The 26,007-nt window shown below is 73.4% G+C and carries 20 protein-coding genes and 1 pseudogene; 14 read left to right on the top strand and 7 right to left on the bottom strand.

Translation table 11 applies throughout. The annotated features are described in order from the left end of the window. Positions 1–34: 34 nt before the first annotated feature. Positions 35–400 (bottom strand): annotated as a pseudogene (locus ABD268_RS03535) (YflT domain-containing protein); the annotation flags it as partial. 111 nt (positions 401–511) lie between these two features. Between ABD268_RS03535 and purS the strand changes: the two are divergent. The 3 genes from purS to ABD268_RS03520 are packed head-to-tail and all read left to right on the top strand — an operon-like array spanning position 512 to position 1,892. Next, a complete protein-coding gene (purS, locus tag ABD268_RS03530; RefSeq protein WP_344147637.1) occupies positions 512–784 on the top strand; it encodes a phosphoribosylformylglycinamidine synthase subunit PurS in 273 nt (90 codons plus the stop codon). Next, positions 781–1,449 carry a phosphoribosylformylglycinamidine synthase subunit PurQ gene (gene purQ, locus ABD268_RS03525; protein WP_344147634.1) on the top strand — a complete coding sequence of 223 codons (669 nt, stop codon included), beginning with the start codon at positions 781–783 and terminating at the stop codon, positions 1,447–1,449. Before purS ends, purQ begins: the two co-directional genes overlap by 4 nt. After that, positions 1,446–1,892 carry a DUF3817 domain-containing protein gene (locus ABD268_RS03520; RefSeq protein ID WP_344147631.1) on the top strand — a complete coding sequence of 149 codons (447 nt, stop codon included), beginning with the start codon at positions 1,446–1,448 and terminating at the stop codon, positions 1,890–1,892. The genes purQ and ABD268_RS03520 overlap by 4 nt, the downstream gene beginning before the upstream one ends. 4 nt (positions 1,893–1,896) lie before the next feature. Here the strand turns inward: ABD268_RS03520 and ABD268_RS03515 are convergent, their stop codons facing one another. After that, positions 1,897–3,252 carry a glycoside hydrolase domain-containing protein gene (locus ABD268_RS03515; RefSeq protein WP_344147628.1) on the bottom strand — a complete coding sequence of 452 codons (1,356 nt, stop codon included), beginning with the start codon at positions 3,250–3,252 and terminating at the stop codon, positions 1,897–1,899. Positions 3,253–3,435: 183 nt separating this feature from the next. Here ABD268_RS03515 and ABD268_RS03510 point away from each other — a divergent pair, with 183 nt between their 5' ends. Beyond that, entirely contained in the window at positions 3,436–4,194 is a 759-nt protein-coding gene (locus tag ABD268_RS03510) for an ABC transporter ATP-binding protein (protein WP_344147625.1), read from the top strand. 161 nt (positions 4,195–4,355) lie between these two features. Beyond that, positions 4,356–6,647, top strand: coding sequence for an ABC transporter permease (locus tag ABD268_RS03505; RefSeq protein WP_344147622.1), 2,292 nt, complete (start codon positions 4,356–4,358; stop codon positions 6,645–6,647). 91 nt (positions 6,648–6,738) lie between these two features. Here the strand turns inward: ABD268_RS03505 and ABD268_RS03500 are convergent, their stop codons facing one another. Next, positions 6,739–8,202 (bottom strand): MFS transporter, encoded by a 1,464-nt coding sequence (locus tag ABD268_RS03500; RefSeq protein ID WP_344147619.1) that lies wholly within the window; start codon positions 8,200–8,202, stop codon positions 6,739–6,741. A 121-nt stretch (positions 8,203–8,323) separates the two neighbouring features. On the opposite strand from ABD268_RS03500, the gene ABD268_RS03495 reads away from it, so the two are divergent. Then, entirely contained in the window at positions 8,324–8,872 is a 549-nt protein-coding gene (locus ABD268_RS03495) for a TetR/AcrR family transcriptional regulator (protein ID WP_344147616.1), read from the top strand. 18 nt (positions 8,873–8,890) lie between these two features. Here the strand turns inward: ABD268_RS03495 and ABD268_RS03490 are convergent, their stop codons facing one another. Next, positions 8,891–9,949: a hypothetical protein gene (locus ABD268_RS03490; protein WP_344147613.1), complete on the bottom strand. Its 1,059-nt coding sequence runs from the start codon at positions 9,947–9,949 to the stop codon at positions 8,891–8,893. A gap of 210 nt (positions 9,950–10,159) precedes the next feature. On the opposite strand from ABD268_RS03490, the gene purL reads away from it, so the two are divergent. Continuing rightward, a complete protein-coding gene (purL, locus tag ABD268_RS03485) occupies positions 10,160–12,448 on the top strand; it encodes a phosphoribosylformylglycinamidine synthase subunit PurL (RefSeq protein WP_344147610.1) in 2,289 nt (762 codons plus the stop codon). A 130-nt stretch (positions 12,449–12,578) separates the two neighbouring features. Further along, positions 12,579–13,307 carry an alpha/beta hydrolase family protein gene (locus ABD268_RS03480; RefSeq protein WP_344147607.1) on the top strand — a complete coding sequence of 243 codons (729 nt, stop codon included), beginning with the start codon at positions 12,579–12,581 and terminating at the stop codon, positions 13,305–13,307. 108 nt (positions 13,308–13,415) lie between these two features. On the opposite strand, the gene lhgO is transcribed toward ABD268_RS03480, so the two are convergent. Then, a complete protein-coding gene (lhgO, locus tag ABD268_RS03475; RefSeq protein ID WP_344147604.1) occupies positions 13,416–14,615 on the bottom strand; it encodes an L-2-hydroxyglutarate oxidase in 1,200 nt (399 codons plus the stop codon). Between the two features lie 199 nt (positions 14,616–14,814). Here lhgO and ABD268_RS03470 point away from each other — a divergent pair, with 199 nt between their 5' ends. Continuing rightward, positions 14,815–17,262: a phosphoketolase family protein gene (locus ABD268_RS03470; protein ID WP_344147601.1), complete on the top strand. Its 2,448-nt coding sequence runs from the start codon at positions 14,815–14,817 to the stop codon at positions 17,260–17,262. 38 nt (positions 17,263–17,300) lie between these two features. Here the strand turns inward: ABD268_RS03470 and ABD268_RS03465 are convergent, their stop codons facing one another. Together ABD268_RS03465 and ABD268_RS03460 are read right to left on the bottom strand one after the other, a co-directional pair. After that, positions 17,301–18,479, bottom strand: coding sequence for an acetate/propionate family kinase (locus tag ABD268_RS03465; protein ID WP_344147598.1), 1,179 nt, complete (start codon positions 18,477–18,479; stop codon positions 17,301–17,303). 59 nt (positions 18,480–18,538) lie between these two features. Further along, a complete protein-coding gene (locus tag ABD268_RS03460; protein ID WP_344147595.1) occupies positions 18,539–19,792 on the bottom strand; it encodes an MFS transporter in 1,254 nt (417 codons plus the stop codon). Positions 19,793–19,860: 68 nt separating this feature from the next. On the opposite strand from ABD268_RS03460, the gene ABD268_RS03455 reads away from it, so the two are divergent. From ABD268_RS03455 to ABD268_RS03435, 5 genes are all read left to right on the top strand, one after another. Beyond that, positions 19,861–20,478, top strand: coding sequence for a winged helix-turn-helix domain-containing protein (locus ABD268_RS03455; RefSeq protein WP_344147592.1), 618 nt, complete (start codon positions 19,861–19,863; stop codon positions 20,476–20,478). A 9-nt stretch (positions 20,479–20,487) separates the two neighbouring features. Then, complete coding sequence (locus ABD268_RS03450; protein ID WP_344147589.1) at positions 20,488–20,847, top strand: sterol carrier family protein; 360 nt, start codon at positions 20,488–20,490, stop codon at positions 20,845–20,847. A 107-nt stretch (positions 20,848–20,954) separates the two neighbouring features. After that, positions 20,955–22,301 carry a dipeptidase gene (locus tag ABD268_RS03445; RefSeq protein ID WP_344147586.1) on the top strand — a complete coding sequence of 449 codons (1,347 nt, stop codon included), beginning with the start codon at positions 20,955–20,957 and terminating at the stop codon, positions 22,299–22,301. 24 nt (positions 22,302–22,325) lie between these two features. Beyond that, complete coding sequence (locus tag ABD268_RS03440) at positions 22,326–23,522, top strand: PucR family transcriptional regulator (RefSeq protein WP_344147583.1); 1,197 nt, start codon at positions 22,326–22,328, stop codon at positions 23,520–23,522. A 144-nt stretch (positions 23,523–23,666) separates the two neighbouring features. Continuing rightward, positions 23,667–26,006, top strand: coding sequence for a molybdopterin cofactor-binding domain-containing protein (locus tag ABD268_RS03435; protein WP_344147580.1), 2,340 nt, complete (start codon positions 23,667–23,669; stop codon positions 26,004–26,006). Position 26,007 lies beyond the last annotated feature (1 nt).

Below are 26,007 nucleotides of genomic sequence, written 5' to 3'. Positions count from 1 at the left end.
CCACCACCGAGGTGACCGAGGAGAAGTCGCGGTGGCCGCGGGTGGCGGCGTACCCCGCCAGCGCCCAGATCACGCCGAACAGCGCGCCGAAGGCCATCGTCGAGACCACCATCGCCGCCGTGCTGCCGCTGTCGAAGAGCGCGAAGATCAGGCCCACGAACAGGCCCAGCCACAGACCGGAGAGCAGCCCGCCCGCCGCCACCCGTCCGGTGGTCAGCCGACCGGTGATCCGCTCGATCCGCTTGAGGTCGGTGCCGACGATCATGCACTGCTCGACGGGGAACTTGTTGTCGGAGAGGTAGTCGACCGCGCGCTGGGCGGCCTCGTAGTCGTCGTACACCGCCAGCGACTGCGGGAACGCCAGCTTCAGCGGCGACTGGCGCGGGAAGCCGGTGGGCATGCTCATGGCCCCAGTCTGCCGGAGCCGCCCAACGGGGGCGGCGGGTCGAAGGTCCCGTAGAATCGCCGCGCAGCCGCCCCCCTCCCGCCACAGGTGCAGTAGGAGCAGTCCGTGCCCCGAGTCGTCGTCGACGTCATGCCCAAGCCCGAGATCCTCGACCCGCAGGGGAAGGCCGTCCTCGGCGCCCTGCCGCGGCTGGGGTTCTCCGGCATCACCGATGTCCGCCAGGGAAAGCGGTTCGAGCTCGAGTTCGAGGGCGAGCTCACCGAGGAGACCCTCGCCGAGGTCCGCAAGATGGCCGAGACGCTGCTGTCCAACCCGGTGATCGAGGACTTCACCGTCTCGGTCGAGACGCCGGTCGCGGCCGTCGAGGCCGTCGAGTGAAGATCGGCGTCGTCACCTTCCCCGGGTCGCTCGACGACGTCGACGCCCAGCGCGCGGTCCGGCTCGGCGGCCACGAGGCGGTCGCCCTCTGGCACGGCGACCACGACCTGCGGGGCGTCGACGCGGTGGTGCTGCCGGGCGGCTTCTCGTACGGCGACTACCTGCGCTGCGGGGCGATCTCCCGGTTCTCGCCGGTGATGAGCGAGGTCATCGAGGCCGCGCACCGCGGGATGCCCGTGCTCGGCATCTGCAACGGCTTCCAGATCCTCTGCGAGTCCCACCTGCTGCCCGGCGCGCTGATCCGCAACGACCACCGCAAGTTCGTGTGCCGCGACCAGCGCCTGCGGATCGAGAACACCGCGACGCCGTGGACCTCGGCGTACGAGCAGGGCGACGAGATCACCATCGTGCTCAAGAACGGCGAGGGCGGGTTCGTCGCCGAGGCCGACACCCTCGACCGGCTCGAGGGTGAGGGCCGCGTGGTCGCGCGCTACCTCGAGGTGAACCCCAACGGCTCGATGCGCGACATCGCCGGGATCACCAACGAGCGCGGCAACGTGGTCGGCCTGATGCCGCACCCCGAGCACTCCGTCGAGGAGCTGACCGGGTCCGGGGCCGACGGGCTCGGCTTCTTCACCTCGCTGGCCGCGACGGTGCTGTCGTGAGCCCCCTGCGCCTGTTCCGCCGGCTGGCGGTCGCCGAGGCGATCACCTGGGCGCTGCTGCTCACCGGCATGTTCCTCAAGTACGTCACCGAGACCACCGAGCTGGGCGTGCGCGTCTTCGGCATGGTGCACGGGGTCGTCTTCATCGCCTACTGCCTGGTCACGCTGCTCGTGGGCGTGGACCAGCGCTGGTCGCGCGGCCGGGTGCTGCTCGGCCTGGTCTGCGCGGTGCCGCCGTTCATGACCGTCTGGTTCGACCGGTACGCCGAGAAGCGGGGTGCCCTGGGCACCTCCTGGCGGCTCGTGGCCGAGGCCCCGCAGCGGCTGGTCGAGCGTCCCGTCGCCTGGCTGCTGCGCAACCCGCTCCAGGGGGCGCTGGCCGGCGTCGTCGCCGTTGCCGCGCTCACCGGGGTCGCGCTGCTCGCCGGTCCACCCGTCGGCTGACGGGTCAGCCCCAGCGCCGGGCGGCGCTGAGCGCCTGCCAGGTCTCCGGGCCGACGATGCCGTCCACGTCGTCGCCGACCCGGTCCTGCCAGGACCGGAGCGCCGACTGGGTCGCGGAGTTGAAGACGCCGCTGACGGCGAGCCCGGCCTTGCCGCTGGCGGCGTTGAGGGTGCGCTGCACCCGGCGGACCTCCGGCCCGGCCGAGCCGAGCTTCAGCACCGGGTGCCGGCCGTCGATGAGCAGCGTCATCCAGTTGCGCCGCCCCCAGGTGGTGCTGGCCTTCATGTCGTGGGCGGTCTGCCAGCTGTTGGCGGCGGCGACGGTGGCCTTGTTGTAGACGCCGTTGACCTTCCCGGCGTACATGCCGTGCTCCTTGAGCAGGCACTGCAGCGACTGGACCAGCCCCGGGTCGGGGGTGCGGTCCGCGGTGGCCGGCTTGAGCGGGAGGTAGTTCGGGTGGCTGATGATGACGCCCTTGCAGTGCACCTCCCGCGCGGCCCAGGACCCCTTGCCGACGTCGAGGTAGTTGCGGTCGATGTTGATCTTGGCGTTGCCCCAGGTCTCGTCGTGGCCGCCCTGGTACTGCTTGATCCGGGCGTGCGGCCGCCAGCCGTCCTCGCGGAGGTACGACGTGGACGTGTTCGCGACGCCGTCCCAGCGGGCGATCCAGATCTGGTCGGGCTGGTCGAACGCGTCGGGACGGTTGACCCGGGCGTTGTCGAGCGCCGCGAGGCCGGACCCGGCGCTGGAGTAGACGCCGGAGACGTAGCCGAGGGCGTGGATCTGGGTGGTCCAGGCGCTGAGGAACGCCAGCGCGGACTCGCGGCAGTCGGTGTTGGAGCTGTCGAAGCCCTCGAGGTCGTACCAGAGCGTGCTGCCCGGGACGATGCCCAGGTCCGTGGCCGCCCCGACGCTCTTGGTGGCCTCCGCGGTGCCCTGCCTGCGGGCCGCGCCGTACCGCCCGTACTTGCCGCGCTTGGGCCGGATCGTCTCGTCGTCGCCGTACCGCGGGAAGCGGGGCTGGCACGAGGCCTGCGGGCCGAGCGTGATCGGCAGCAGCCGCCAGCCGCGCTCGAGCTGGCTGGTGATCCACCGCGGGGTCAGGTTCGGCTGGTTGCGGCAGGCGCGCGAGTCGCCCGAGATGTAGATCCCGACCGCGAAGAACGGCGAGTGCTTGAGCCACTGGTTCATGACCTTGCCCGTCGGGGCCAGGCACTGGTCGAAGCCGTAGCCCGTGAAGTCGCCGGGGGTGACCGGGTTGTCGGCGCGCGCCGGGGCGCCCAGCGAGAAGGTGGCCAGCACCCCGACCACGAGACTGAGGACCGCGGCGCGCACGGTCGAGGCTGCCCAACGGGACATGGTGACTCCAGGTGACGGGTGAGAACGGCGGTTCACCCTAACCTCACGAATCACAGCAGTAACAGCAGAACGCGGTAACTACAGATCTGTAATTCCCGGTCGGGCCGTTCGGCTCTGTCCGGGCCCGGAGATGCCGCCGACAGTGGGCGCAGGACTCCCGCACGAGCGAGGCACGGGGGCGACATGGGCATGGCGACGGACCCGACAGCAAGTGCAGGCCAGCACGTCGTCCGGTGCCGCGGCCTGACCAAGACCTTCCGCAGCGGCGCCCGGGAGACCCGCGCGCTGCGCGGCCTCGACCTGGACGTCGCGCCCGGCGAGTGGCTCGCCGTGATGGGACCGAGCGGCTGCGGCAAGTCCACGCTGCTGCACCTGCTGGGTGGCCTCGACACCGCCGACGGCGGGAGCGTGGAGATCGACGGCGACGACCTCGCCCGGCTCTCCGAGGCGCGGCGGGCGGTGCTGCGCCGCGCCCGGGTCGGCTACGTGTTCCAGTTCTTCAACCTGGTCCAGGACATGACCGTCGCCGAGAACGTCGAGCTGCCGATGCTGCTGGTCGGGAGCGGGCGCCCGGCCGCCCGTCGACGGTGCCGGGAGCTGCTCGCCGACGTCGGGCTCGGCGAGCTCGAGCGGGCGTTGCCGTCCCAGCTCTCGGGCGGCGAGCAGCAGCGGGTGGCGCTGGCCCGCGCCCTGGCCAACCGGCCGGGCGTGCTGCTCGCGGACGAGCCGACGGGCAACCTCGACACCGAGGCGGCCCGTCAGGTGCTGGGGCTGCTGGCCGCGCAGCACGCAGCGGGGCAGACGATCATCATGGTCACCCACGACCCCCGGGTGGCGGCGGCCGCGGACCGGCTGCTGGTGATGCAGGACGGACGCTTCGCCGAGGGCGAGGTGCTCTCCGCGGAGTCGCTGCTGGCCGGGCCCGCGGCCCGGGAGGCCTAGGCCGTGTCTCCCAATTCCATGGCCTGCTGCGCGCCGCCCCACGGGCGCCTGGACTGCGTCGTCGTCGGTCGCCGTGGCTCCGCCACGTCTCCCTCCTCCGCCTTGCCAGGCACTCCGTGGGACGACGCTCGCGACGGCCCAGAATTAGGAGACACGCCCTGATGCGGCCGACCGCCCTGGCCGCGCTGGTCCGGCCCGAGGTCCGGGGCCGCCGCCTGCGGGCGATGCTGGTGCTGCTGGTGGTGGTCGCGCTCGCCTCGGTGGCCATCGTGGCCGGGCTGTCGACGCAGCAGCAGGCCGGCAGCCGCTGGGACGCCGCCTTCGCGGAGTCGAACGGCGCGCACGTCACGATCACCTCCGACGACCCCGCGGCGCTGCGAGCGGTCGCGGCCGACCCGCGGGTGGCGGCCCGGAGCGCGGCGTACGACGTCAGCTTCGGGGTCGAGGTCACCCGGGGCACGCGGCTGGTCGGGGAGACCGGCGTCCTGGCGATGGCGGACCGGGCCCGGCCGGACATCGCCCGCCCGCTGCTCCGCGAGGGCCGCTGGGTGCGGCCGGGGGCGGCGGACGAGGCGGTCGTGGACCGGGCCTTCGCGCTCGACGAGGGGATCGGCCTCGGCGACCGGCTCACCCTGCGGCAGGCCGGCCGGACGCTGACGGTCACCGTGGTCGGGCAGGCGGTGAACCTGCGCGACACCTTCTACCCCGACGGCGACGCGACGGTGTGGCTGGACCCGGCCGGGTACGCCGCGCTGGCCCCGCGCGGGGCGGCCCGGACGGTCTTCCTGCGACTGCACGACCCGGACGCGGCGGAGGCGTTCGTCGCCGACGTCTCCGGGGTGGTGGGCACCAGCGACTGGCTCGACACCCGGACCGACGTGCTGCGCGCCGGCAGCATCTTCGGGACGTTCCTGCGGGTCCTCGGCGTCTTCGTGATGGTCGCGGCCGCCGTCGTCGTGGCCGGGTCGGTGGCCACGCGGGTGCTCGCCCGCCGGCGCGACATCGGCCTGCTCAAGGCGGTCGGCGTCACCCCGGCCCAGGTCACCGGCGCCGTGGTCCTCGCGCACGCGGTCGTCGCGGCGGCCGGCGTACTCGTCGGGTGGTTGCTGGGCGGGCTGCTCGCGGGCGAGCTGCAGCTGCAGGTGGCCGAGGTGCTCGGCAGCGCCGGACCGGTCTTCGACCCCGGGGCGCTGCTGACCACCCTGCTGGTGGTGGAGGTGCTCGTCGTGGCGGCGACGGTGATCCCCGCCCGCCGGGCCGGGCACACCCCGACGACGGTCGCGCTGGCGCCCGTGCCGCCGACCCGGGGGCACCGGTCGCGGCTGGCGGCCGCGGGCGAGCGGCTCGGCCTGGGCCCGGTCCCGGTGGCCGGCCTGCGCGACGCCTTCGCCCAGCCGGCACGGGCCACGATGACCGCGCTCGCGCTGGGGGTCGCGGTGGTGGGCGTCGTGGTGACCGCGGGCTTCAGCCGGACCATCGACGGCGTGATCGGCGACCCTGCCGTCACCGGGGAGCCCGAGGAGGTGCGGGTCTTCCCCGACGAGTCGGCGTCCCGCTCGGCGGTGCCGCGGGCGCTCGACGCCGAGCCCGGGGTCGCGTCGTGGTTCACCGAGACCGGGAGCGAGGCGACGCTGGGCAAGGAGCAGTTCCTCGCCAACGCGGTCGGCGGCGACGTCGCGGACGCCGGGTTCGTGGTCCGCGAGGGCCGGATGATCGAGCACCGGGGCGAGACGGTCACCGGCTACGGCTTCCTCCAGCGCTTCGGCGTCGACGTCGGCGACCGGATCACGGTGCGCATCGAGGAGCAGCCGCTGACGCTCACGATCGTGGGCTGGTACTCCGAGGCCGAGGAGGCGGGCGAGATGCTGATGTACCCGTTCGCCGACGTCGCGGCGGTCGACCCGCGGGCCCGGCCGGACTCCTACCGGGTCGCGCTGGCACCCGGGGCCGACCGCGTCGCGGTGGCCGCCTCCCTCGCCGAGACGCTGGGCCCGCGGGCGCGGGTCGAGGCCGTGCCCCGCGACAGCGCCGACGTGGTGGACCCGTTCCTGCTGGCCGTGGACCTGATCAGCGGGCTGGTGATCGTGGTCGCGCTGGCCAACCTCGCCTCCACCCTGGCCCTCGTCGTCCGGCAGCGGGCCCGGGACCTCGCGGTCCTGCGCGCCGTGGGGTTCACGCCGCGGCAGGCGGTGGGCGTGGTCGCCACCGGCGGCGTCGTGCTCGCCCTGCTCGCGGTCGCGGTCGGGCTGCCGCTCGGCTGGTGGCTCAGCGGAGCCGCCAACGACGCCGTCGGCGCGGAGATCGGGATGGGTCCCGGCATCGCCCGGTCGCCCTCGTGGGCGGTCGTCCTGCTCGTCGTACCGCTCGCCGTGCTGGTCACCGCGGGCCTGGCCGTGCTCGCCGCCCGCCGCGCCGCCACCGCCGAGGTGGCCGAGCTGGTCCGCTACGAGTAGCCGAGTCGGCGCAGTTTGACGCTCCGGGACGGCCGAGTCGGCGCAGTTTGCCCGGCTGGGGGGGTCAAACTGCGCCGACTCGGCATGTCGGTCAGGCCGCGTCGGCCAGCGCGACCTCCTCCTCGGGGACGGCCTCGGTGACCGTGCTGCGCCGGGGGCGGAGCGCCACGGTGGCCACCACGAGGGCGAGCGCCGCGAACGAGGCCGAGGTGAGGAACGCCGCCCGCAGGCCGGGCACCAGCTCGCCGGGCACCGCGCCCGCGGCGTACACCGAGACGATGACCGCTACCCCGACCGCGCTGCCGAGCTGCTGGGTGGTCTGGAGGAGCCCCGACGCCGAGCCGGCGTGCTCGGGCTCGACGCCGCCGAGGACGCTCGCGGTGACCGGCATGAAGACCAGCCCGGTCGCGAGCCCCGCGATCGTCATCGGCCCGAAGACCGCGCCGAGGTAGGTGTCGGTGGTGCCGATGCTGCTCAGCCAGGCGTAGCCGGCGGCCATGGCGGCCGTGCCGACCATGATCATCGTGCGCGGGCCGGCCAGCGCCATCAGCCGGGGCGTCACCCGCGACATCGCGAAGATGCCCAGGCTGAACGGCAGGAACGCGACGCCGGACGCCAGCGGCCCGAAGCCGAGCACCCCCTGCACGTACTGCACGACGAGGAAGAACATCGACAGGTTGGCGCCGATCACCAGGGCCATCACGGCGAGGGCGGCCACCCGGTTGCGGTCGCGCACCAGGGCCGGCCGGACCAGCGGGTGCGGGTGCCGGGCCTCGGTGCGGGCCAGGACGGCGAGCAGGGCCAGGCCGACGACGAACCCGCCGAGGGTGCGCGCTGAGAGCCAGCCGTGCTCGGGGGTGCCGATCAGGGCCCAGACCAGGGACACGGCGCCGAAGGTCGCGGTGAACGCGCCGACCACGTCGAACCGGCCGGGGCGCCGCGGGGTCTCGTCGACGAAGCGGCGGGCGAGCAACAGCACCGCGACGCCGAGAGGGACGTTGATGAACAGCGTCCAGCGCCACGAGCCGACGTCGGTGAGCAGGCCGCCGAGCAGCAGCCCGATCGAGGCGCCGCCGGAGGACACCGCCCCGAAGAGCGCGAACGCCCGGTTGCGCGCCGACTCGTCGGGAGCGCTGGTGGTCAGCAGGGCCAGCACGCTCGGCGCGGCCAGCGCCGCGCCGACGCCCTGGAGCGTGCGCGCGGCGACGAGCTGGCCCGGGGTCTGGGCCAGGCCGCCGAGGGCGGAGGCGAGCGTGAAGACCGCGAGGCCGGCCTCGAAGGTCCGGAGCCGGCCGAGGACGTCGCCGAGCCGGCCGCCGAGCAGCAGCAGGCCGCCGAAGGCGAGCGTGTAGGCGTTGAGGACCCACGAGAGCGAGGCCGGGCCGAAGGACAGGTCGGCGTCGATGCGGGGAAGGGCGACGTTCACGACGGTCGCGTCGAGGACGAGCATGAGCTGGGCGACCAGGACGATCGCGATGCCGGCGGCTGCGCGGCCGGCGTTCGGCGGCAGCTCGGCGGGCAGCTCCCGGGCCGGGGAGGTTGCGTTCATGGACATGGGGTGAGGTCCTGTTCTGGCCCGACGGGCCGAGGTACAGTGGATCCGGAGGATGACTCCGCTTCCTGAAGAACAATACGGAGAGTGTCTCCGTTTAGCAACCCTTCGAGGTGAGATTTCCGTGCGAGCCGACGCCAAGCGCAACCGCGACCGGATCGTGGAGGTCGCGCGCGAGGTCTTCCGCGAGCACGGGTACGACGCGTCCCTCGACGAGATCGCCAAGCGCGCGGGCGTCGGCGCGGGCACGCTCTACCGGCACTTCCCTACCCGGGACGCGCTCCTCGACGCGATCATGCAGAGCTGGGTGGACCGGGTGAACGAGGCGACCGAGAAGGCGCTGGCCTTCGAGGGCGAGGACCGCGAGCTGCTGATCGGCTGGTTCGAGACCTACGCCTCGCTGATCTCCCTGCACAAGGGTGGTCCCGCCAAGATCACCTCGGCGATGGGCAACCCCGACTCCCCGATCGTGAGCAAGTGCCAGGTGCTCACCGCCGCCAGCCAGCGGGTGATCGACCGGCTCGAGGCCGACGGCGCCCTGCGCGCCGACGTGGACGCCGTCCAGGTGTGCCAGCTCGTGGGCGGGGTCGCGACCGTCGCCGACAACGCCGACCAGCCGGTCAGCGCCGTGCGTCCGCTGCTCGAGGTCGTCGCCGACGGCATGCTGCGCTGAGCTGCTGGCCCGGCTGCGTCACCGGTCGGCCAGGACCACGGGGGGCGCTGCGTAGTAGAGGGACGGTTCCGAGGGCAGCGGCACGCGCCAGAGCCTGCTGGCGCGCTCGCACTCGCCGGTGACGTCGCAGCGGATGACCGCGGCCCGGCCGGCGTCGCTCTGCGCCAGGGTCAGGAAGTGCCCGTCGTCCTCCCAGACGGCGTTCCAGTCGAGCCGGCCGGTGATCCGGGCCTGCCGCGCCGCCGTTCGACCGTCGACCACCCACCACCGATCGGTCCCGGCGGCGTCGAAGTAGGTGTGCGTGGCGAGCGCCCGCGTGCCGTCCGGCGACCACTGGTGCGGGTAGATCCGGCAGCTCCGCCAGAGCGTGCGCCGCGGGTGGGACAGGACGGCGACGCGGTTGCAGAACTCTCCGGCCGACGGCGTGCCCAGCACCACCTTGTCGTGCCTGATGTCGGCCCCGACCGCCGCCTGGTCGGCGATCTTGCGCAGCCGGTCGCGTCCGTAGCTCCACCACTGGGTCGCGGGGTGGTGCCAGTGGAATCGCCTGCCGACGAGGACCCGCGTCCCGGTGACGGCGACCAAGTTGGCCAGCCGCAGCTCGCGCGTCGCGACCACCGTGCCGTCCGCGGCGTCCTCCACCGTGATGACGGAGCGCTGGCCCGTCGGGCCCAGGGACCGGCGGAAGGCCAGCCGGGCGCCGTCCTCCGAGACCGCCACCTCGATCCAGTCGTGGGACCGGGCGACCTCTCGCCGCTCACCCGTCGAGTTTATGAAGGTGATGCGGATCAGCCGCTTCGGCCCGACGTTGTAGTCGCGGACGACGTACCCGCCGTCGACGACCCAGAGCGCCTCGTGCCGGCCCCGCGTCGTCGCCGGGATCCGCGCGTCGCCGTCGCGGATGGTGTCGCGCACCAGGTGGGCCACCGCCGGGTCGTCGCCGCGCGGGAGAGCGGCGGGATCGATGCCGGCCGGTGCGGCCTCGGCCGGCAGCCAGGTCAGCAGGGCGCCCGAGGCCGCGCACGCCGCGGCGAGCACGATGCGCAGGAGGTGGCGAGGAGGTCCCGGGAAAGCCATGTCCGCTCCCTGGCTGGTGGGGTTGTCGGGAGCTCCAGCATCCGTCGACCGGGTGCCGCCCGGCAGAGACCATGGTCCGCAGCGGACGGGACGTCATGCGGTCGCGTCGTGGGAGCAGCCAGCACGGATGACGTCCGGGCGGGCTCGAGCGTCGTCCAGCGGCGTACGCCGGGTCGGGGCGGCGCGGCGTACGCCGGTAGATTGAGGGCCGTGCCCGAGACCGTCAGCACCGCCCCCCAGGTCCATCTCGACACCGTCGCCGTCGCCAAGGACGACCCCCACCACGAGCAGCCGTGGGCCGACCTCGGCCTGAAGGCCGACGAGTACCAGCGGATCCGCGAGATCCTCGGTCGCCGCCCCACCAGCTCCGAGCTCGCGATGTACTCGGTGATGTGGAGCGAGCACTGCTCCTACAAGAGCTCCAAGGTGCACCTCAAGCAGTTCTCCGAGATCCCCCAGGAGACGCCGGCGGGCAAGATGCTGGCCGGCATCGGCGAGAACGCCGGCGTCATCGACATCGGCCAGGGCTACGCCGTCACGTTCAAGGTCGAGAGCCACAACCACCCGTCGTACGTCGAGCCGCACCAGGGCGCCGCGACCGGCATCGGCGGCATCGTCCGCGACATCCTCGCGATGGGCGCCCGCCCGGTCGCGGTCATGGACCCGCTCCGCTTCGGCCCGCTCGACGCCCCCGACACGCACCGGGTGCTGCCCGGCATCGTGGAGGGCGTGGGCCACTACGGCAACTGCCTGGGGCTGCCCAACATCGGCGGCGAGGCCGTCTTCGACGAGACCTACCTCGGCAACCCGCTGGTCAACGCGCTCTGCGTCGGGGTCCTCAAGCACGAGGACCTGCACCTCGCCAAGGCGTCCGGCGTCGGCAACCAGGTGATCCTGTACGGCGCCCGCACCGGCGGCGACGGCATCGGCGGCGTCTCCATCCTCGCCAGCGAGACCTTCGAGGCCGCTTCTGGTGGGCAGAGCGGCCCGGCGAAGCGGCCGAGCGTCCAGGTCGGCGACCCGTTCATGGAGAAGCTGCTCATCGAGTGCACGCTCGAGATCTTCGCGGCCGGGCTGGTCGCCGGCATCCAGGACCTCGGCGGCGCCGGGCTGTCCTGCGCCACCTCCGAGCTGGCCAGCGCCGGTGACGGCGGCATGCACGTCGAGCTCGACCGGGTCCCGCTGCGCGACTCCACGCTCGCCCCGGAGGAGATCCTGATGAGCGAGTCGCAGGAGCGGATGATGGCCGTCGTCGAGCCCGGCGACGTCGAGGCGTTCCTCGCGATCTGCGCGAAGTGGGAGGTCGAGGCGGTCGTCGTCGGCGAGGTGACCGACACCGGCCGGCTGCACATCGACTGGCACGGCGAGCGGGTCGTCGACGTGCCGCCGCGCACCGTCGCGCACGAGGGCCCGACGTACCAGCGTCCCTTCGCCCGCCCGGACTGGCAGGACGCCCTGCAGGCCGACGGCGCCGAGGCGCTGGCCCGGCCGACCATCGGCGAGGAGCTGCGCGACACGCTGCTGCGCCTGGTCGCCTCCCCGAACCTGTGCGACAAGTCCTGGATCACCGACCAGTACGACCGCTACGTGCGCGGCAACACGGTGCTCGCCCAGCCGTCCGACAGCGGCATGGTCCGCGTCGACGAGGAGACCAACCTCGGCGTCGCGGTGTCGACCGACTGCAACGGCCGGTTCGCCAAGCTCGACCCGTACGCCGGGGCGCAGCTCGCGCTGGCCGAGTCCTACCGCAACGTCGCGACCGGCGGCGCCACCCCGCTGGCGATCTCCGACTGCCTGAACTTCGGCTCGCCCGAGGACCCGGCGGTGATGTGGCAGTTCGCCGAGGCCTGCCGCGGCCTCAAGGACGCCTGCCTCGAGCTCGGCATCCCGGTCACCGGCGGCAACGTCAGCCTCTACAACCAGACCGGCGAGACCGCGATCCTGCCCACCCCCGTCGTCGCCGTGCTCGGCGTGATCGAGGACGTCACGAGGCGCACGCCGTCGGCGTGGAGCGCCGCGGGCCAGCGGGTGTTCCTGCTGGGCGAGAGCCGCGAGGAGCTCTCCGGCTCCGAGTGGGCGCACGTCGTGCACCGCCACCTCGGCGGGCAGCCGCCGCGGGTCGACCTGGCCGCCGAGAAGGCGCTGGCCGAGCTGCTCCGCGCGGGGGTCGGGCTGCTCACCAGTGCCCACGACCTCTCCGACGGCGGTCTCGGCCAGGCGCTGGTCGAGGCGTCGCTGCGCCACGACGTCGGCGCCTCCGTCACCCTGCCCGGCGACGCCTTCGTGGACCTGTTCGCCGAGTCCGCCGGCCGGGTCCTGGTCACGGTCGCGCCCGGTGACGAGGGTGCGCTGGCCGACCTGGCCGCGCGCCACGGCGTACCCCTCTCCGCGCTGGGTGAGACCGGCGGGGACGCGGTGGTCGTCCAGGGGCAGTTCCAGGTCCCGCTGGCCGAGCTCCGCGCCGCCTGGACCGCCACCCTGCCCGCCGCGCTGGCCTGACCGGGTCGTGCGGTCCAGGGTGCGCCCGGGCGCACCCTCGGTCTCACGAGTCGGTCTCGATCGGCGCACGTTGCTGGCGCTCGGCGCGTTGGGGGCGGTGGGAGCGTTGTCCGGTTGCGAGGATGACGCCGTGACCGACGCGCGCACGATCAGCTACGGCGACGACCCCAGCCAGTACGGCGAGCTGTCGCTCCCGGACGGCACGCCCCGTGGCGTGGTCGTGGTCATTCACGGCGGCTTCTGGAAGGCGGAGTACGACCTCTCCCTGGGCCGCCCGCTGGCCGCGAGCCTGGTCGAGCAGGGCTGGGCCGCCTGGAACCTGGAGTACCGCCGCGTCGGCGGTGGCGGCGGGACCCCCGCCACCCTCGACGACGTGGCCGGCGGCATCGACCGGCTCGCGCACCTGGACCTCGACACCTCGACCCTGGTCACGCTCGGGCACTCGGCCGGCGGCCACCTCGCGGCGTGGGCGGCCTCGCGCGGCCGCTTCGAGCGCTGGGCGTCGGGCGTGCCGGTCACCCACGTGATCTCGCAGGCCGGCGTGCTCGACCTGCGGACGGCGTACGACGAGGGGCTGGGCGGCGGCGCCGTCGAGCGGTTCCTCGGCCACGCGCCCGGGCCGGGCGACGTGCCGGTCGACCCGCAGCAGCAGCTGCCCCTCGACGTACCCCTGTGGTGCGTGCACGGCCGCGCCGACGACATCGTGCCGATCAGCCAGTCCGAGGGCTACGTCGCCGCCGCGACGGATGCCGGGGCCCGGGCCGAGCTGGTCGCGGTCGACGGCGACCACTTCGCGGTGATCGACACCGGCTCGGACGCGTGGAAGCAGACCCTGGCGATCCTCGACACCCTCGCCTGAAGCCGAGTCGGCGCAGTTTGACGGCGCTGGCCCGCCGAGTCGGCGCAGTTTGACGTCAAACTGCGCCGACTCGGCCCGCTCCGGGGGTGAAGCTGCGCCGACTCGGCCTCAGGTCAGCAGCCCGTCGCAGAGGTGCTCGGCGATGGCGAGCGACGAGGTGGCGGCCGGCGAGGGCGCGTTCCGCACCGCGGTGATGCGCCCCAGCCGGCTGATCCGGAAGTCGTCGACGAGGCTGCCGTCGCGGTCCAGCGCCTGGGCCCGCACCCCCGCGTGCCGGCCGTCGACGTCGGCGACGGTCAGCTCCGGAAGGTAGCGCCGGGCGCCGGCGATGAACGTGCGCCGGGACAGGGAGCCGCGCATCTCGGTCAGGCCCATCCGCCAGTGCTGGCGGGCCATCCGGCGGAAGCCCGGCCAGGCCAGGGTCTCGGCGAGGTCGCGCAGCACCAGGTCGGAGCGGCGGTAGCCCTCGCGGGCCGTCGACAGCACGGCGTTCGGCCCGATGTCGACGGTGCCGTCGATGCGGCGGGTGAAGTGGACCCCGAGGAACGGGTAGCGCGGGTCCGGGACCGGGTAGACCAGGCCGCGCACCAGGTGCGCGGCCCGGGGGCGCATGGTGAGGTACTCGCCGCGGAACGGCACGATCGCCGGCCCCTGGTCGTCGCCGGCCAGCTGGGCCACCCGGTCCGACTGCAGGCCGGCGCACAGCACCACGTGGTCGAACTCGTGGCGCTCGCCGGCGGCGTCGACCCGGACGGTGTCGCCGACGCGCTCGATGCCCTCCACCCGGGTGCCGAGCAGGAGGGTGCCCCCGCCGGCCCGCACGTCGTCGGCGTACGACCGGGCGACGGCGACGAAGTCCACGATCGCGGTCGAGGGGGAGTGCAGCCCCGCCACCCCGGTGATGTGCGGCTCGTGCTCCCGGATCTCCTCGGCGCCCAGCCGGCGCAGCCCGGGGACGCCGTTGTGGGTCGCGCGCTCCTCGATGTCGCGCAGCCGTGGCACCTCGTCGGCGGTCACGGCGACCACGGTCTTGCCGCACTCGTCGTAGGCGATGCCCCGGTCCTGGCAGTAGTCCTTGAGCAGGCCGACGCCCCGGCGGCACAGCCGTGCCTTCAGCGAGTCGCGCGGGTAGTAGAGGCCGGCGTGCACCACGCCGCTGTTGTGGCCGGTCTGGTGGGCGCCGACCGACTGCTCCTTGTCGAAGATCGTCACCGCGACGTCGGGCCGGGTCTCCAGCAGCCGCCGGGCCACGGCGAGGCCGATGATGCCGGCCCCCACGACCCCCACACGCACCTCTCCCGCACTCACGCGGTCGAGGGTACGACGGGCCGGGTGCGGGCCTCGACGGGCTGGTGAGGCACCCCCAATGTGGGGGATCGGCGGCTCCGTCGGTCGGGACTGCCGCGGGCGGCCCCGGGGTGGTGGGGACGGTCCTTGTTCCCGTGACGCCGCCCGCCCGGCCGTGCGAGGGTGGCCGGGCCCGCCGTCCCACCGGAGGAGAGCCCGCATGCCCGTCTTCAGCCGGAAGCCCGCCGAGACCGCCACCATCGACGACCGGGAGGTCGAGGCCCTCGACCGCTGGTTCCGGGCCGCGAACTACCTGGCGGTGGGCCAGATCTACCTGCTGGACAACCCGCTCCTCGAGCGGCCGCTGGTCGCCGCGGACATCAAGCCCCGGCTGCTCGGGCACTGGGGGACCACGCCCGGCCTGAACCTGCTCTGGACCCACCTGAACCGGCTGATCCGGCAGCGCGACGTCAACGCGATCTTCCTCGCCGGTCCCGGGCACGGCGGCCCGGCCGCGGTCGCGAACGCCTGGCTCGAGGGCACCTACAGCGAGGTCTACCCGCACGTCGGCTCCGACCGCGACGGGATGCGCGCGCTGTTCCGGCAGTTCTCCTTCCCGGGCGGCATCCCCAGCCACGTCGCCCCCGAGACACCCGGCTCGATCCACGAGGGCGGCGAGCTCGGCTACGTGCTCTCGCACGCGTACGGCGCGGCGATGGACAACCCCGACCTGGTCGTGGCGGCCGTGGTCGGCGACGGGGAGTTCGAGACCGGGCCGCTCGCGGCCTCCTGGCACGCGAACAAGTTCGTCGACCCAGTGCGCGACGGCGCGGTGCTGCCGATCCTGCACCTCAACGGCTACAAGATCGCGAACCCGACGGTGCCGGCCCGGATCCCGCGCGAGGAGCTCGAGAGCCTGCTGCGCGGCTACGGCCACGAGGTGATCACCGTCGAGGGCGACGACCCGTACGACGTGCACCGGCAGCTCGCGACCGCCCTGGACCGCGCCCACGACCGGATCCGGGAGATCCAGCGGGGCGCCCGCGAGGACGGGCAGACCGAGCGGCGGCCCTGGCCGATGGTCCTGCTGGTCACGCCCAAGGGCTGGACCGGCCCCGCGACCGTCGACGGCGTCCAGGTCGAGGGCACCTGGCGGGCGCACCAGGTACCGCTTGCCGAGACCCGCGAGAACGACGAGCACCGGGCGATCCTCGAGCAGTGGCTGCGCTCCTACCGGCCCGAGGAGCTCTTCGAGCCGACCGGGGTGCCGGCGGCCGGCTTGCGCGACCTCGCGCCGCACGGCGTACGCCGGATGAGCGCGAACCCGCACGCCAACGGCGGGCTGCTGCGTACGCCGCTGCGGCTGCCGGACTTCCGCACCCACGCCGTCGAGGTCACCGAGCCCGGCGGCTCGATCCACGAGCCCACCCGCGTGCTCGGGCGCTACCTGGTCGACGTGGTGCGCGACAACGACTCGACGTTCCGGATCTTCGGGCCGGACGAGACCGCCTCCAACCGGCTGGACGCGGTCTACGAGGTGACCGACAAGGTGTTCGCCGGCGAGATCCGCCCGACCGACGAGCACCTCGCGCACTCGGGGCGCGTGATGGAGATCCTCTCCGAGCACACCTGCCAGGGCTGGCTGGAGGGCTACCTGCTCACCGGGCGGCACGGGCTGTTCAGCTGCTACGAGGCGTTCATCCACCTCGTCGACTCGATGTTCAACCAGCACGCCAAGTGGCTCAAGACCACGCGCGACCTGGCCTGGCGGCCGCGGATCTCGAGCCTGAACTACCTGCTCAGCTCGCACGTGTGGCGTCAGGACCACAACGGCTTCTCCCACCAGGACCCCGGCTTCATCGACCACGTGGTGAACAAGAAGGCCGAGGTGGTGCGTGTCTACCTGCCGCCGGACACCAACACGCTGCTCTCGACGATGCAGCACTGCCTGAGCAGCCAGCAGTACGTCAACGTCGTGGTGGCCGGCAAGCAGCCGTCGTTCGACTGGCTGGACGCCGAGTCCGCGGACCTGCACTGCGCCCGCGGCGTGGGCATCTGGGACTGGGCCTCCAACGACGACGGCGACCCGGACGTGGTGATCGGCTGCGCGGGCGACGTCCCGACCCTGGAGGCGCTGGCGGCCGTCTCGATCCTGCGCGAGCACCTGCCCGACCTGCGGATCCGGTTCGTCAACGTGGTGGACCTGATGCGGCTGCAGGACGAGAAGGAGCACCCGCACGGGCTGTCCGACCGTGACTTCGACACGCTCTTCACGATCGACAAGCCGGTGATCTTCGCCTACCACGGCTACCCGTGGCTGATCCACCGGCTGACCTACCGCCGTACCAACCACCACAACCTGCACGTGCGCGGCTACAAGGAGGAGGGCACGACCACCACGCCCTTCGACATGGTGATGATGAACGAGATCGACCGCTACCACCTCGTGATGGACGTGATCGACCGCGTGCCCGGGCTGGGCTCCCGGGCCGCGCTGCTGCGCCAGCAGATGGGCGACACCCGCCGCCGGGCCCGCCAGTGGACCCGGGAGCACGGCGACGACCTCCCCGAGGTGCGCGAGTGGAGCTGGAGCGAGCTGTCTGCCCCGCGGCACGGCCGGTCCCCGTCGACGACCGCCGCGCCGGCGACCAGCGCGGACTTCGTCTGAGGGGCCGCGCCGCGCCCGTCCCATGCGGCGGGGCGGCCTCACCCCAGCAGCGCGACCGCCTGCCGGGCGATGGCCAGCTCCTCGTTGGTGGGGACCACCAGCACGGCCACGGGGGAGTCGTCGGGGGAGATGAGGCGCGGCACGGTCGAGTCCGCCTCGTTGCGGGCCGGGTCCACTTCGAGGCCCAGCGCCGAGAGTCCCGCGAGGGCGTCGGCGCGCAGGCGGGCGACGTGCTCCCCGATCCCGGCGGTGAACACCACGGCGTCGGCGCCGCCGAGCACGGCGAGGTAGGCCCCGACGTACTTGCGCAGCCGGTGGCAGTAGACGTCGTACGCCGTCCGCGCGGCGTCGTCGCCGGCGTCCACCGCGGCCAGCAGGTCGCGGAAGTCGTGCCGACCAGCCATCCCCTCCAGCCCCGACCGGTGGTGCAGCAGGTCCTCGAGGTCGTCGAGATCGAGGTCGGCGTGCCGCATCAGGTGCAGCAGGATGCCCGGGTCGAGGTCGCCGGCGCGGGTGCCCATCACCAGGCCCTCGAGCGGGGTCAGCCCCATCGACGTGTCGACCGGGCGACCGGCCCGGACCGCCGCCGCGGAGGCGCCGTTGCCGAGGTGCAGCACGATCACCCGCGCCCCGGGACGGTCGAGGAGCCGCGCGGCCTCGGCGGCGACGTACTCGTGGCTGATCCCGTGCGCGCCGTACCTGCGGACCTGCTCGTGCTCGGCCAGCGACCGGTCGAGTGCGTAGGTCGCCGCGGCCGCCGGCAGGTCGGCGAAGAACGCGGTGTCGAAGGCGGCGACCTGCGGCAGGTCGGGGTACGCCGCGCGGGCGCTGCGGATGCCGTCGACCGCGGGCGGGTTGTGCAGCGGGGCCAGCCGGGCGACGTGCTCGATCTCGGCGAGCACCGCGTCGTCCACGAGCACCGCCCGGGTGAGGCGGGGCCCGCCGTGGACGACCCGGTGCCCGACGGCCAGGAGCTCGGACGCGCCGACCCCGGACTTCTCCAGGGCGTCGTGCACCGCGGCCAGCGCGGCCCGGTGGTCGTCGGCGTCCAGGTCGAGCTCGGACTCCCCGGTGTCGTCGGTGTGGGTCAGCCGGGCCGAGCCGCTGCCGATCCGCTCGACGATGCCGCGCACCGGCGCCTCGCCCGAGGACGGGTCGACCACCTGGTACTTCAGCGACGAGGACCCCGCGTTGAGCACCAGCACGTGCCGCCCCATCCGGACCCTCTCCTCGCCGCAGTAGTCGCCGCTCGCCGACCCCACCGTAGGCCGACGGGTCAGCCGGCGACGGGAGCCGGCGCGATCTCGGCCTTCCAGACGTGCGGGTGGGGTACGCCGCGCACGCTGCGGCTCAGCGTCGGGACGAGCGCGACGACGGCGGTCAGGACACCCAGGATCGCGATCGCCGTCGGCCCACCGAGCCCCGTGAGCAGCGCACCACCGATAACCGGGGCCAGCGGCATCACCGCCATCGACAGGAACCGCATCGAGGACGACACCCGTCCCTGCAAGTGGTCGGGGGTCAGCGCGATGCTGTAGGCGCTGATGCCCGCGTTGCCGGCCGGGTTGAGCAGCAGCCCCAGGCCCAGGCTGAGCGCGACGACCAGGGGGTTGTTCCAGAAGATCATCGGCACCACCAGCGGCACGAAGCTCCAGGCGATCACGACCGTCAGCCGCCCGGTGGCGAACCGCTCGATCAGCGTCGGCGCCGCCAGCGCGCCGAGGATCCCGCAGACCCCGGCCGCGGTCTCGACCAGGCCGATCTCGGCGGGGTGGAAGCGGGCCTGGATCAGCCGCAGGATGGCCACGAAGAAAAGCGCGTTCACGGTCAGGTTGACCAGGGCGGCCCAGGTCATCAGCGCGCGGAAGAACGGGCGGCTCGCCAGGAACTGGAAGCCCTCGCGGATGTCCGTCATCGGGCTGGGCCGCGGTCCCTCGCGCCGCGGCGCGGAGAGGTCGGTGCGGATCCGCCCGATCAGCACGAACGAGATCGCGAACGTCACCGCGTCGGCCAGGAACGGCAGCCACCGGGTCACGCCGTACAGGAGACCTCCGAGCGGCCCGCCGACCAGGGACGCGACGTGCTGGCGGGCCTGGTTCTGGCTGAGCGCGGTGGGCAGGTCCTCGGTGGGTACGACGGCCCGCACCGCGGACGCCTCGGCCGGCGAGAACGCGCCCGAGCCGATGCCGGTGAGCGTGGCGACCACGAGCAGGTGCGGGATCGTCAGCTGGTTCTCGATGCCGGCCACCACGAGGCTCGCGTACAGCAGCGCGCCCACCCCGCTGGTGACGCGCATGATCCGGCGCCGGTCCAGCCGGTCGGCCAGGACGCCGGCGGGGAGCAGGGCGGCGGCCATGCCGAAGAGGAAGCAGGCCTCGGCGGCAGCAGCGACCATCGCCGAGTGCGTCAGGTGGTACGCCAGCAGCGGGAAGACGAACATGCTCACCCGGCTGCCGAGCTCGGAGATGGTCTGGCCGACCCAGAGGACCGTGAAGTCGTGGTTGCGGGCCAGCTGTCGGAAACCTGTCATGACGTGCACCATAGATTGCGCAATGAATGTTGCGCAACTGTATTTGCGGAATTTGCTAGGGTCGGGCCATGACCAGCGAGCAGTTCCCTCTCGGTCAGCCGATCCACGACCCGCGGGTGCTGCGGGCGATCGCCCACCCGACCCGCGGCCGGATCCTCGACGAGATGTACGCCGCGGGGTCGATGCGCGCCGCCGACGTGGCGCGCGTGCTGGACATCCCGGCCAACCAGGCCAGCTTCCACCTGCGCCAGCTCGCGAAGTACGGCCTGATCGAGGAGGCCCCCGGCGAGGGCCGCGACCAGCGCGACCGGGTGTGGCGGCCGACCTCGGAGCGTGGCATCCGCCTGGACCTGAAGGAGATGGAGGAGGCGCCCGGCGGCAAGTCGGCGGTCTCCGTCTGGAGGCGCAGCTCGACCGCTTGGGCGCACGGCGTCGTCGAGGCGGCGTACGCCACCCACCGCGAGGACGACACGTTCCGCTCGATCACCGACCAGCCGATCCGGCTGACCAAGGACGAGGCCAGGGAGCTGGCCCTCGAGCTGGACGAGGTGCTGGTGCGCTGGGCCGGCCGGACCCGCGGCAGCGACGAGCAGCGTCGTACCTATCTGCTCTTCTCGATGCTGCAGCCCTACCCGGAGCTCGCCGACACGCACCGCGACGACGCGGACGAGGGCCCGGTTTCCTAGGATTCGCCCGTGCCCGCACGCCTCCGCCCCGCCGACCCCGCCGCCGTGGCCGACGCGCGCGCCCGGCTCGAGGCCGGGCACGCCGAGAAGGCCGACCTGCGGCTGCTGACCAAGCACTACCTCGCGCTGCTGGAGACCCGCGCGCCCGGGAGGTCGGTCGAGGTCCGGGTCCCGCCGTACGCCGCGGTCCAGGTCGTCGAGGGCGTCCGCCACACCCGCGGCACCCCACCGGCCGTGGTCGAGATGGACGCGGAGACCTGGATCGCCCTGGCCACCGGCGCCCTCGACTGGCCCTCCGCCGCCGACTCCGCCCGGGTCCGCGCCTCCGGCGAGCGCGCCGACCTGACGCCGTACCTGCCCCTGGATTGAGATAGTCCGGCACGCTCTGGTTGCCGATCGTGGCCATGGAACAACCAGAACGTGCCGGACTATCCCGCCGGAGTCGAAGCCACCCGCCTCCGGATAGGTTGGCCGCCATGACGAGCGTGGACGACATCAGGAACAAGGTGGCCGAGGTGCTTCCGGGCATCCGCAAGGACCTCGAGGACCTGGTCCGGATCGAGTCGGTGAGCGCCGACCCGGCACGGGCGAGCGAGGTGCAGCGCAGCGCCGAGGCGGTGGCCGAGCTGTTCCGGGCCGAGAGCTTCGACAGCGTCGAGATCGTCAGCGCCGACGACGGCGCACCCGCGGTGATCGCGCACAAGCGCGGGCCCGCGGGGGCGCCCACGGTGCTGCTCTACGCCCACCACGACGTCCAGCCCGAGAACGACCACGCAGAGTGGGACTCCCCGCCGTTCGAGCCGACCGAGCGCGACGGACGCCTGTACGCCCGCGGCGCCGCGGACGACAAGGCCGGCATCGCGGCCCACCTCGGCGCGCTGCGCGTGTACGGCGACGACCTGCCGGTCAGCGTCACGATGTTCATCGAGGGCGAGGAGGAGGTCGGCTCCGACACCCTGCCCGCGCTGCTGAAGGAGCACCAGGACAAGCTCAGCGCCGACGTCATCGTCATCGCCGACTCCGGCAACTGGGACATCGGCGTGCCGGCGCTCACCACCAGCCTGCGCGGCCTGGTCCGCGTCGACGTCGAGGTCCGCACGCTCACCCACGCCGTCCACTCCGGCATGTGGGGTGGCCTGGTGCCCGACTCCCTCATCACGCTGAGCCGGGTCATCGCCAGCCTGCACGACGACGCCGGCAACGTCGCGGTCAAGGGCCTGCACAGCGGCCCGGCCGCCGACGTCGAGTACCCCGAGGAGCGGCTGCGCGCCGAGTCCGGCGCGGTCGCCGGCATCGAGTGGATCGGTGAGGGCTCGACCGTCGAGCGGCTGTGGACCAAGCCGTCGCTGAGCATCACCGGCCTCGACGCCCCCAAGGTCGACGGCGCCAGCAACACCCTGGTGGCGGCCGCCCGCGCCAAGATCTCGATGCGCATCGCGCCCGGTGACACCACCGAGAACGCCCTGGCCTGCCTCAAGGCCCACCTCGAGTCCCACGTGCCGTGGGGCGCGGAGCTCAAGGTCACCGTCGTCGACACCGGCGAGGCCACCCAGATCGACGCGACCGGTCCGGCGTACGACGCGGCGCGCGGCGCCTTCGCCGAGGCCTGGGACGGCACCGAGCCGGTCGACATGGGCGTCGGCGGGTCGATCCCGTTCATCGCCGAGTTCCTCGACGCGTTCCCGCGGGCCAGCGTGCTGGTGACCGGCGTCGAGGACCCCGACACGCGGGCCCACGGCGCCAACGAGGGCCTGCACCTCGCGGAGTTCGAGCGGGTCGTGCTCGCCGAGGCGTTGCTGCTGCACAACCTCGGCAATCTCTGATCGACCCGGCTCCGAACCCCGGCCGTGCGCGCCGCGACCCTGGCCTTCCTCGCCGGGCACCGGCGCGCCCGGCTCGAACCGCTCACCGACCGGCTGGTCGCCACCATCGAGGCGAGCAACCCCGGCTACCGGGCCACCCGGCTGGTGCCGCGCGCGGACCTGTGGGACTCCTGCCACGACAACATCCGCCGGGTCCTGGAGCTGCTGGCGGCCGCCGTCGACGGGGCCCGCAGGCCCGGTGAGGACGGCGAGCCGCCGGACGCAGCGCACGAGGCGGCGTACGACGCGGCCCGCGCGACCGGCCGGCGCCGCGCCGAGCAGGGGCTGCCGCTGGACGACGTGCTGCGCTCCTTCCGGATGGGCGGCCGGCTGATCTGGGACGACCTGGTCGAGCAGGCCCGGTCCGCGCTCGACGCGGAGGAGCTGCGCGAGGTCGGCACCCGGCTGTGGGAGGTCGTCGACGAGACCTCGGCCCAGGTGGCCGCGGCCTACCACGTCGCCGAGCGCGCCGCCGTGCGCGCCGACGAGCAGCTGCGCGCCGAGCTGTGGGAGGGCCTCCTCGGCGGCCGGGCCAAGGAGCCCGGTTTCGCCCACGAGGCCGCCCGGATCCTCGATGTCCCGGTCTCCGGCGACTACCTCGTGGTGGTCGGCGAGCGCCTCGACAGCTACCGCCTCGAGGAGGCCCTCGCACCCCGGCCCTCGGTGTGGGTACGCCGTACGGGCGGCGTGGTCGGGCTGGTCCCGCTCGGCGGCACATCGCCCGAGCGGGTGCTCGCGGTGCTCCGTGACCGGGCGGACGGGCCGGCCGGGGTCTCGGCGGTCGTCTCGGGCCTTGCGGGCGTGGACACCGGGATGCGCCAGGCCTCGCTGGCGCTGCGCACGCCGGGGGTCGAGCGGGTCGCCGCGTTCGACGACTGCCTGCCCGACGCCCTGCTGCTGACGGCGCCGGAGGTGGCCGGCCGCCTGGTCGCGGTCTGGCTGGGTCCGCTGCTGGCGCTGCCGGCCGCCGAGCAGCACCCGTTGCTCGACACGCTCGAGGCGTGGGTCGCGACCGGCGGCTCGACGGCCCACACCGCCGCCCGGGTGCACTGCCACCGCAACACGGTGATCAACCGGCTGCGGCGGGTCGCCACGCTCACCGGCCAGGACCGGTTCGACGGCGTGCCCCCGCTCGAGCTCGGCCTCGCGCTCCGGGCCCTCGGCGCGGGCGCGCACCGCTGACCCCGGTGTGCACTCTGCACAACCGGCAGCCCCGAATCGTGGGCACCCCGGGCATGGTGCCGGCGCGTGACGGCTGTCACTCTTGGGTCGGGGAGGGAGCACGATGCCCGGCATGCCGGGCCGATGCTTCTGGAGGTAGGACGCATGACCGCGCACGCCCACGACCCCCTTTCCCTGTCGGGCCGGGCCCTGTCGGTCCGGCGCCGCAGCTTCCTCGGCTACGTGATGGCGGGGGCGACCCTCGTGGCCGCCGCCGACCTCGGTCTGGCCCAGGCCGCGCGCGGTGCGGTGCCCTCGGGCGTCCAGGTCCCCGAGCTCTACGACCTCGAGGACCTGCAGACCGACGCCGCCCAGCCCACCGCGAACCTCATCACGGTCACGATCAACGAGGACGGCACCGCCTCCTTCGCGATCCCGCGGATGGAGGTCGGCCAGGGGATCACCACCTCCACGGCGATGCTCATCGCCGAGGAGCTCGACCTGCCGCTCGACAAGGTCATCGTCACGCTCGCCCCCGCGCGCCCCGAGCTCGTCTGGAACCAGCTCACCGGTGGCTCGAACACCACGGTCTCGACGTACACCCCCGTCCGGGTCGCCGCCGCGATCGCCAAGGGGGCGCTGCTGGACGCCGCCGCGATCCAGCTCGGCGCCGAGGTGGCCCGGCTGCAGAGCCACGAGGGCATCATCACCGCCCCTGACGGCAGCTCGGTGACCTACGGCGAGCTGGCCACCAGGGCGGCCAGCACGACCGACCGCACGGTCCAGGTCGAGCTCAAGGACGCCTCGGACTTCTCGGTCATCGGGACCCCGCGCAACCGCGACGACGCCCTCGCGGCCGTCACCGGGCAGAAGAAGTTCGCGATGGACCTCCACGTGCCCGGAGCGCTGCCGACGATGGTCTGCCGGCCACCGACGCTCAACGGCACGCCCAAGCGGCTGCTCAACAAGCGCGAGATCCTCGCGATGCCCGGCGTCAAGAACGTCGCCAAGGTCGACACCGGCATCGCCGTGCGCGCCAAGACCTTCGGGCAGTGCATCGACGCGATCCGCAAGATGGACGTCGTCTGGAACCCCGGGCCGGTCGAGGGCGAGTCGGACCAGACGATCCTGGCGCGGCTGCGCAAGGCCGAGGTCCCGCTCGCGGTCCCCGACGTGAACCCCCTGGCGAAGACCGTCGAGGAGAGCTTCACGTTCATGTTCCGCAGCAGCGCCGCCCTCGAGCCGAACTGCGCCGTCGCCGACGTCCGCGAGGACGGGGCCACGATCTGGGCCGGTCTCAAGGTCCCGATCCTGGCCCAGCAGAACATCGCCAGGGCGCTCGGCATGACGCAGGACCAGGTGCGGGTCAACGTGATCACCGGGGGCGGGTCCTTCGGGCACAAGCTCTTCAGCGACGCCGCCATCGAGGCGGCCAAGATCTCCCAGGCGATGGGCGAGCCCGTGCGCCTGATGTGGCACCGCGCCGACGAGCCGCGCCAGGGCCGGCTGCACCCCATGGTCACCTCGCGGATCCGTGCCACCCACCTCGCCGGCCAGGTGCTGAGCTTCGAGCAGCGCAACACCAGCGTGGTCACCGACTTCAGCCACGGGCTGGGCGAGATCATCACCTCGACCATCGACGAGGCTCCCACCGAGGTGGGCCGGACGCTCGGCGGCCTGGGCTTCTCCGAGACGATCTTCACGCTCACCCAGGAGCTGCCCTACGACTTCGGCCTGGTCACCCAGCTGCTCGACGAGACCGACGACCGCTTCAACACCGGCAGCATGCGCAACATCTACTCGCCCGACACCGCGGTCGCGAACGAGCTGGTCATCGACAGGATCGCCAAGCAGATGGGCAAGGACCCGCTCGCGTTCCGCCTCGAGTTCCTCAAGGACGACCGGACCAGGGCGGCGCTGCAGAAGGCCGCCGACGCGGGCGGCTGGGGTCGGAAGCTGCCCGACGGCGTGGCCCAGGGCATCGCCATCCACAAGGAGTACAAGGGTGCGACCGCCGTCCTGGTCGAGATCGACTGCCGACCTGCGACGGTCGGTCGCGACATCTACCACGCGGTCACCGGCCCGCGGGTCACCAAGGCCGTGCTCGCCGTGGACGCCGGCCTGGTCATCAACCCCCGCGGGCTCGAGGCGCAGATGATCGGTGGATTCTCCGACGGGATGGCGCTGACCCTCACCAGCAGCTGCCACCTGCGTGACGGCCACTTCCTCGAGGCCAGCTGGGACAACTACTTCTACACGCGCCAGTGGAACGTGCCGCCGGAGTTCGAGGTCCACGTGATGCCCTCGGACTCCGAGCAGCCGGGCGGTGCCGGTGAGGCCGGCGTCGCGGCCTCGGCGGCCGCCGTGGCGTGCGCCTACGCGCGGGCGACCGGGACGATGCCGACCCGCTTCCCGATCAACCACGGGACGCTCTCGTTCAAGCCCAAGTCGTTCGTCCCGTCCGTCCCGCAGTCGCCCGTCAACGGGCTCGACCACACCTACTGAG

Origin of the sequence: Nocardioides koreensis (assembly GCF_039531775.1) — a bacterium.
Classification (GTDB): domain Bacteria; phylum Actinomycetota; class Actinomycetes; order Propionibacteriales; family Nocardioidaceae; genus Nocardioides; species Nocardioides koreensis.
This window is presented reverse-complemented; position numbering and strand designations above follow the sequence as displayed.

Coding starts and splice junctions, on each gene's coding strand:
- ABD268_RS03515 (WP_344147628.1), bottom strand. CDS start 3,252: ATGTCCCGTTGGGCAGCCTCGACCGTGCGCGCCGCGGTCCTCAGTCTC.
- ABD268_RS03510 (WP_344147625.1), top strand. CDS start 3,436: ATGGGCATGGCGACGGACCCGACAGCAAGTGCAGGCCAGCACGTCGTC.
- ABD268_RS03505 (WP_344147622.1), top strand. CDS start 4,356: ATGCGGCCGACCGCCCTGGCCGCGCTGGTCCGGCCCGAGGTCCGGGGC.
- ABD268_RS03500 (WP_344147619.1), bottom strand. CDS start 8,202: ATGTCCATGAACGCAACCTCCCCGGCCCGGGAGCTGCCCGCCGAGCTG.
- ABD268_RS03490 (WP_344147613.1), bottom strand. CDS start 9,949: ATGGCTTTCCCGGGACCTCCTCGCCACCTCCTGCGCATCGTGCTCGCC.
- ABD268_RS03470 (WP_344147601.1), top strand. CDS start 14,815: ATGCCCGTCTTCAGCCGGAAGCCCGCCGAGACCGCCACCATCGACGAC.
- ABD268_RS03465 (WP_344147598.1), bottom strand. CDS start 18,479: ATGGGGCGGCACGTGCTGGTGCTCAACGCGGGGTCCTCGTCGCTGAAG.
- ABD268_RS03460 (WP_344147595.1), bottom strand. CDS start 19,792: ATGACAGGTTTCCGACAGCTGGCCCGCAACCACGACTTCACGGTCCTC.
- ABD268_RS03455 (WP_344147592.1), top strand. CDS start 19,861: ATGACCAGCGAGCAGTTCCCTCTCGGTCAGCCGATCCACGACCCGCGG.
- ABD268_RS03445 (WP_344147586.1), top strand. CDS start 20,955: ATGACGAGCGTGGACGACATCAGGAACAAGGTGGCCGAGGTGCTTCCG.
- ABD268_RS03435 (WP_344147580.1), top strand. CDS start 23,667: ATGACCGCGCACGCCCACGACCCCCTTTCCCTGTCGGGCCGGGCCCTG.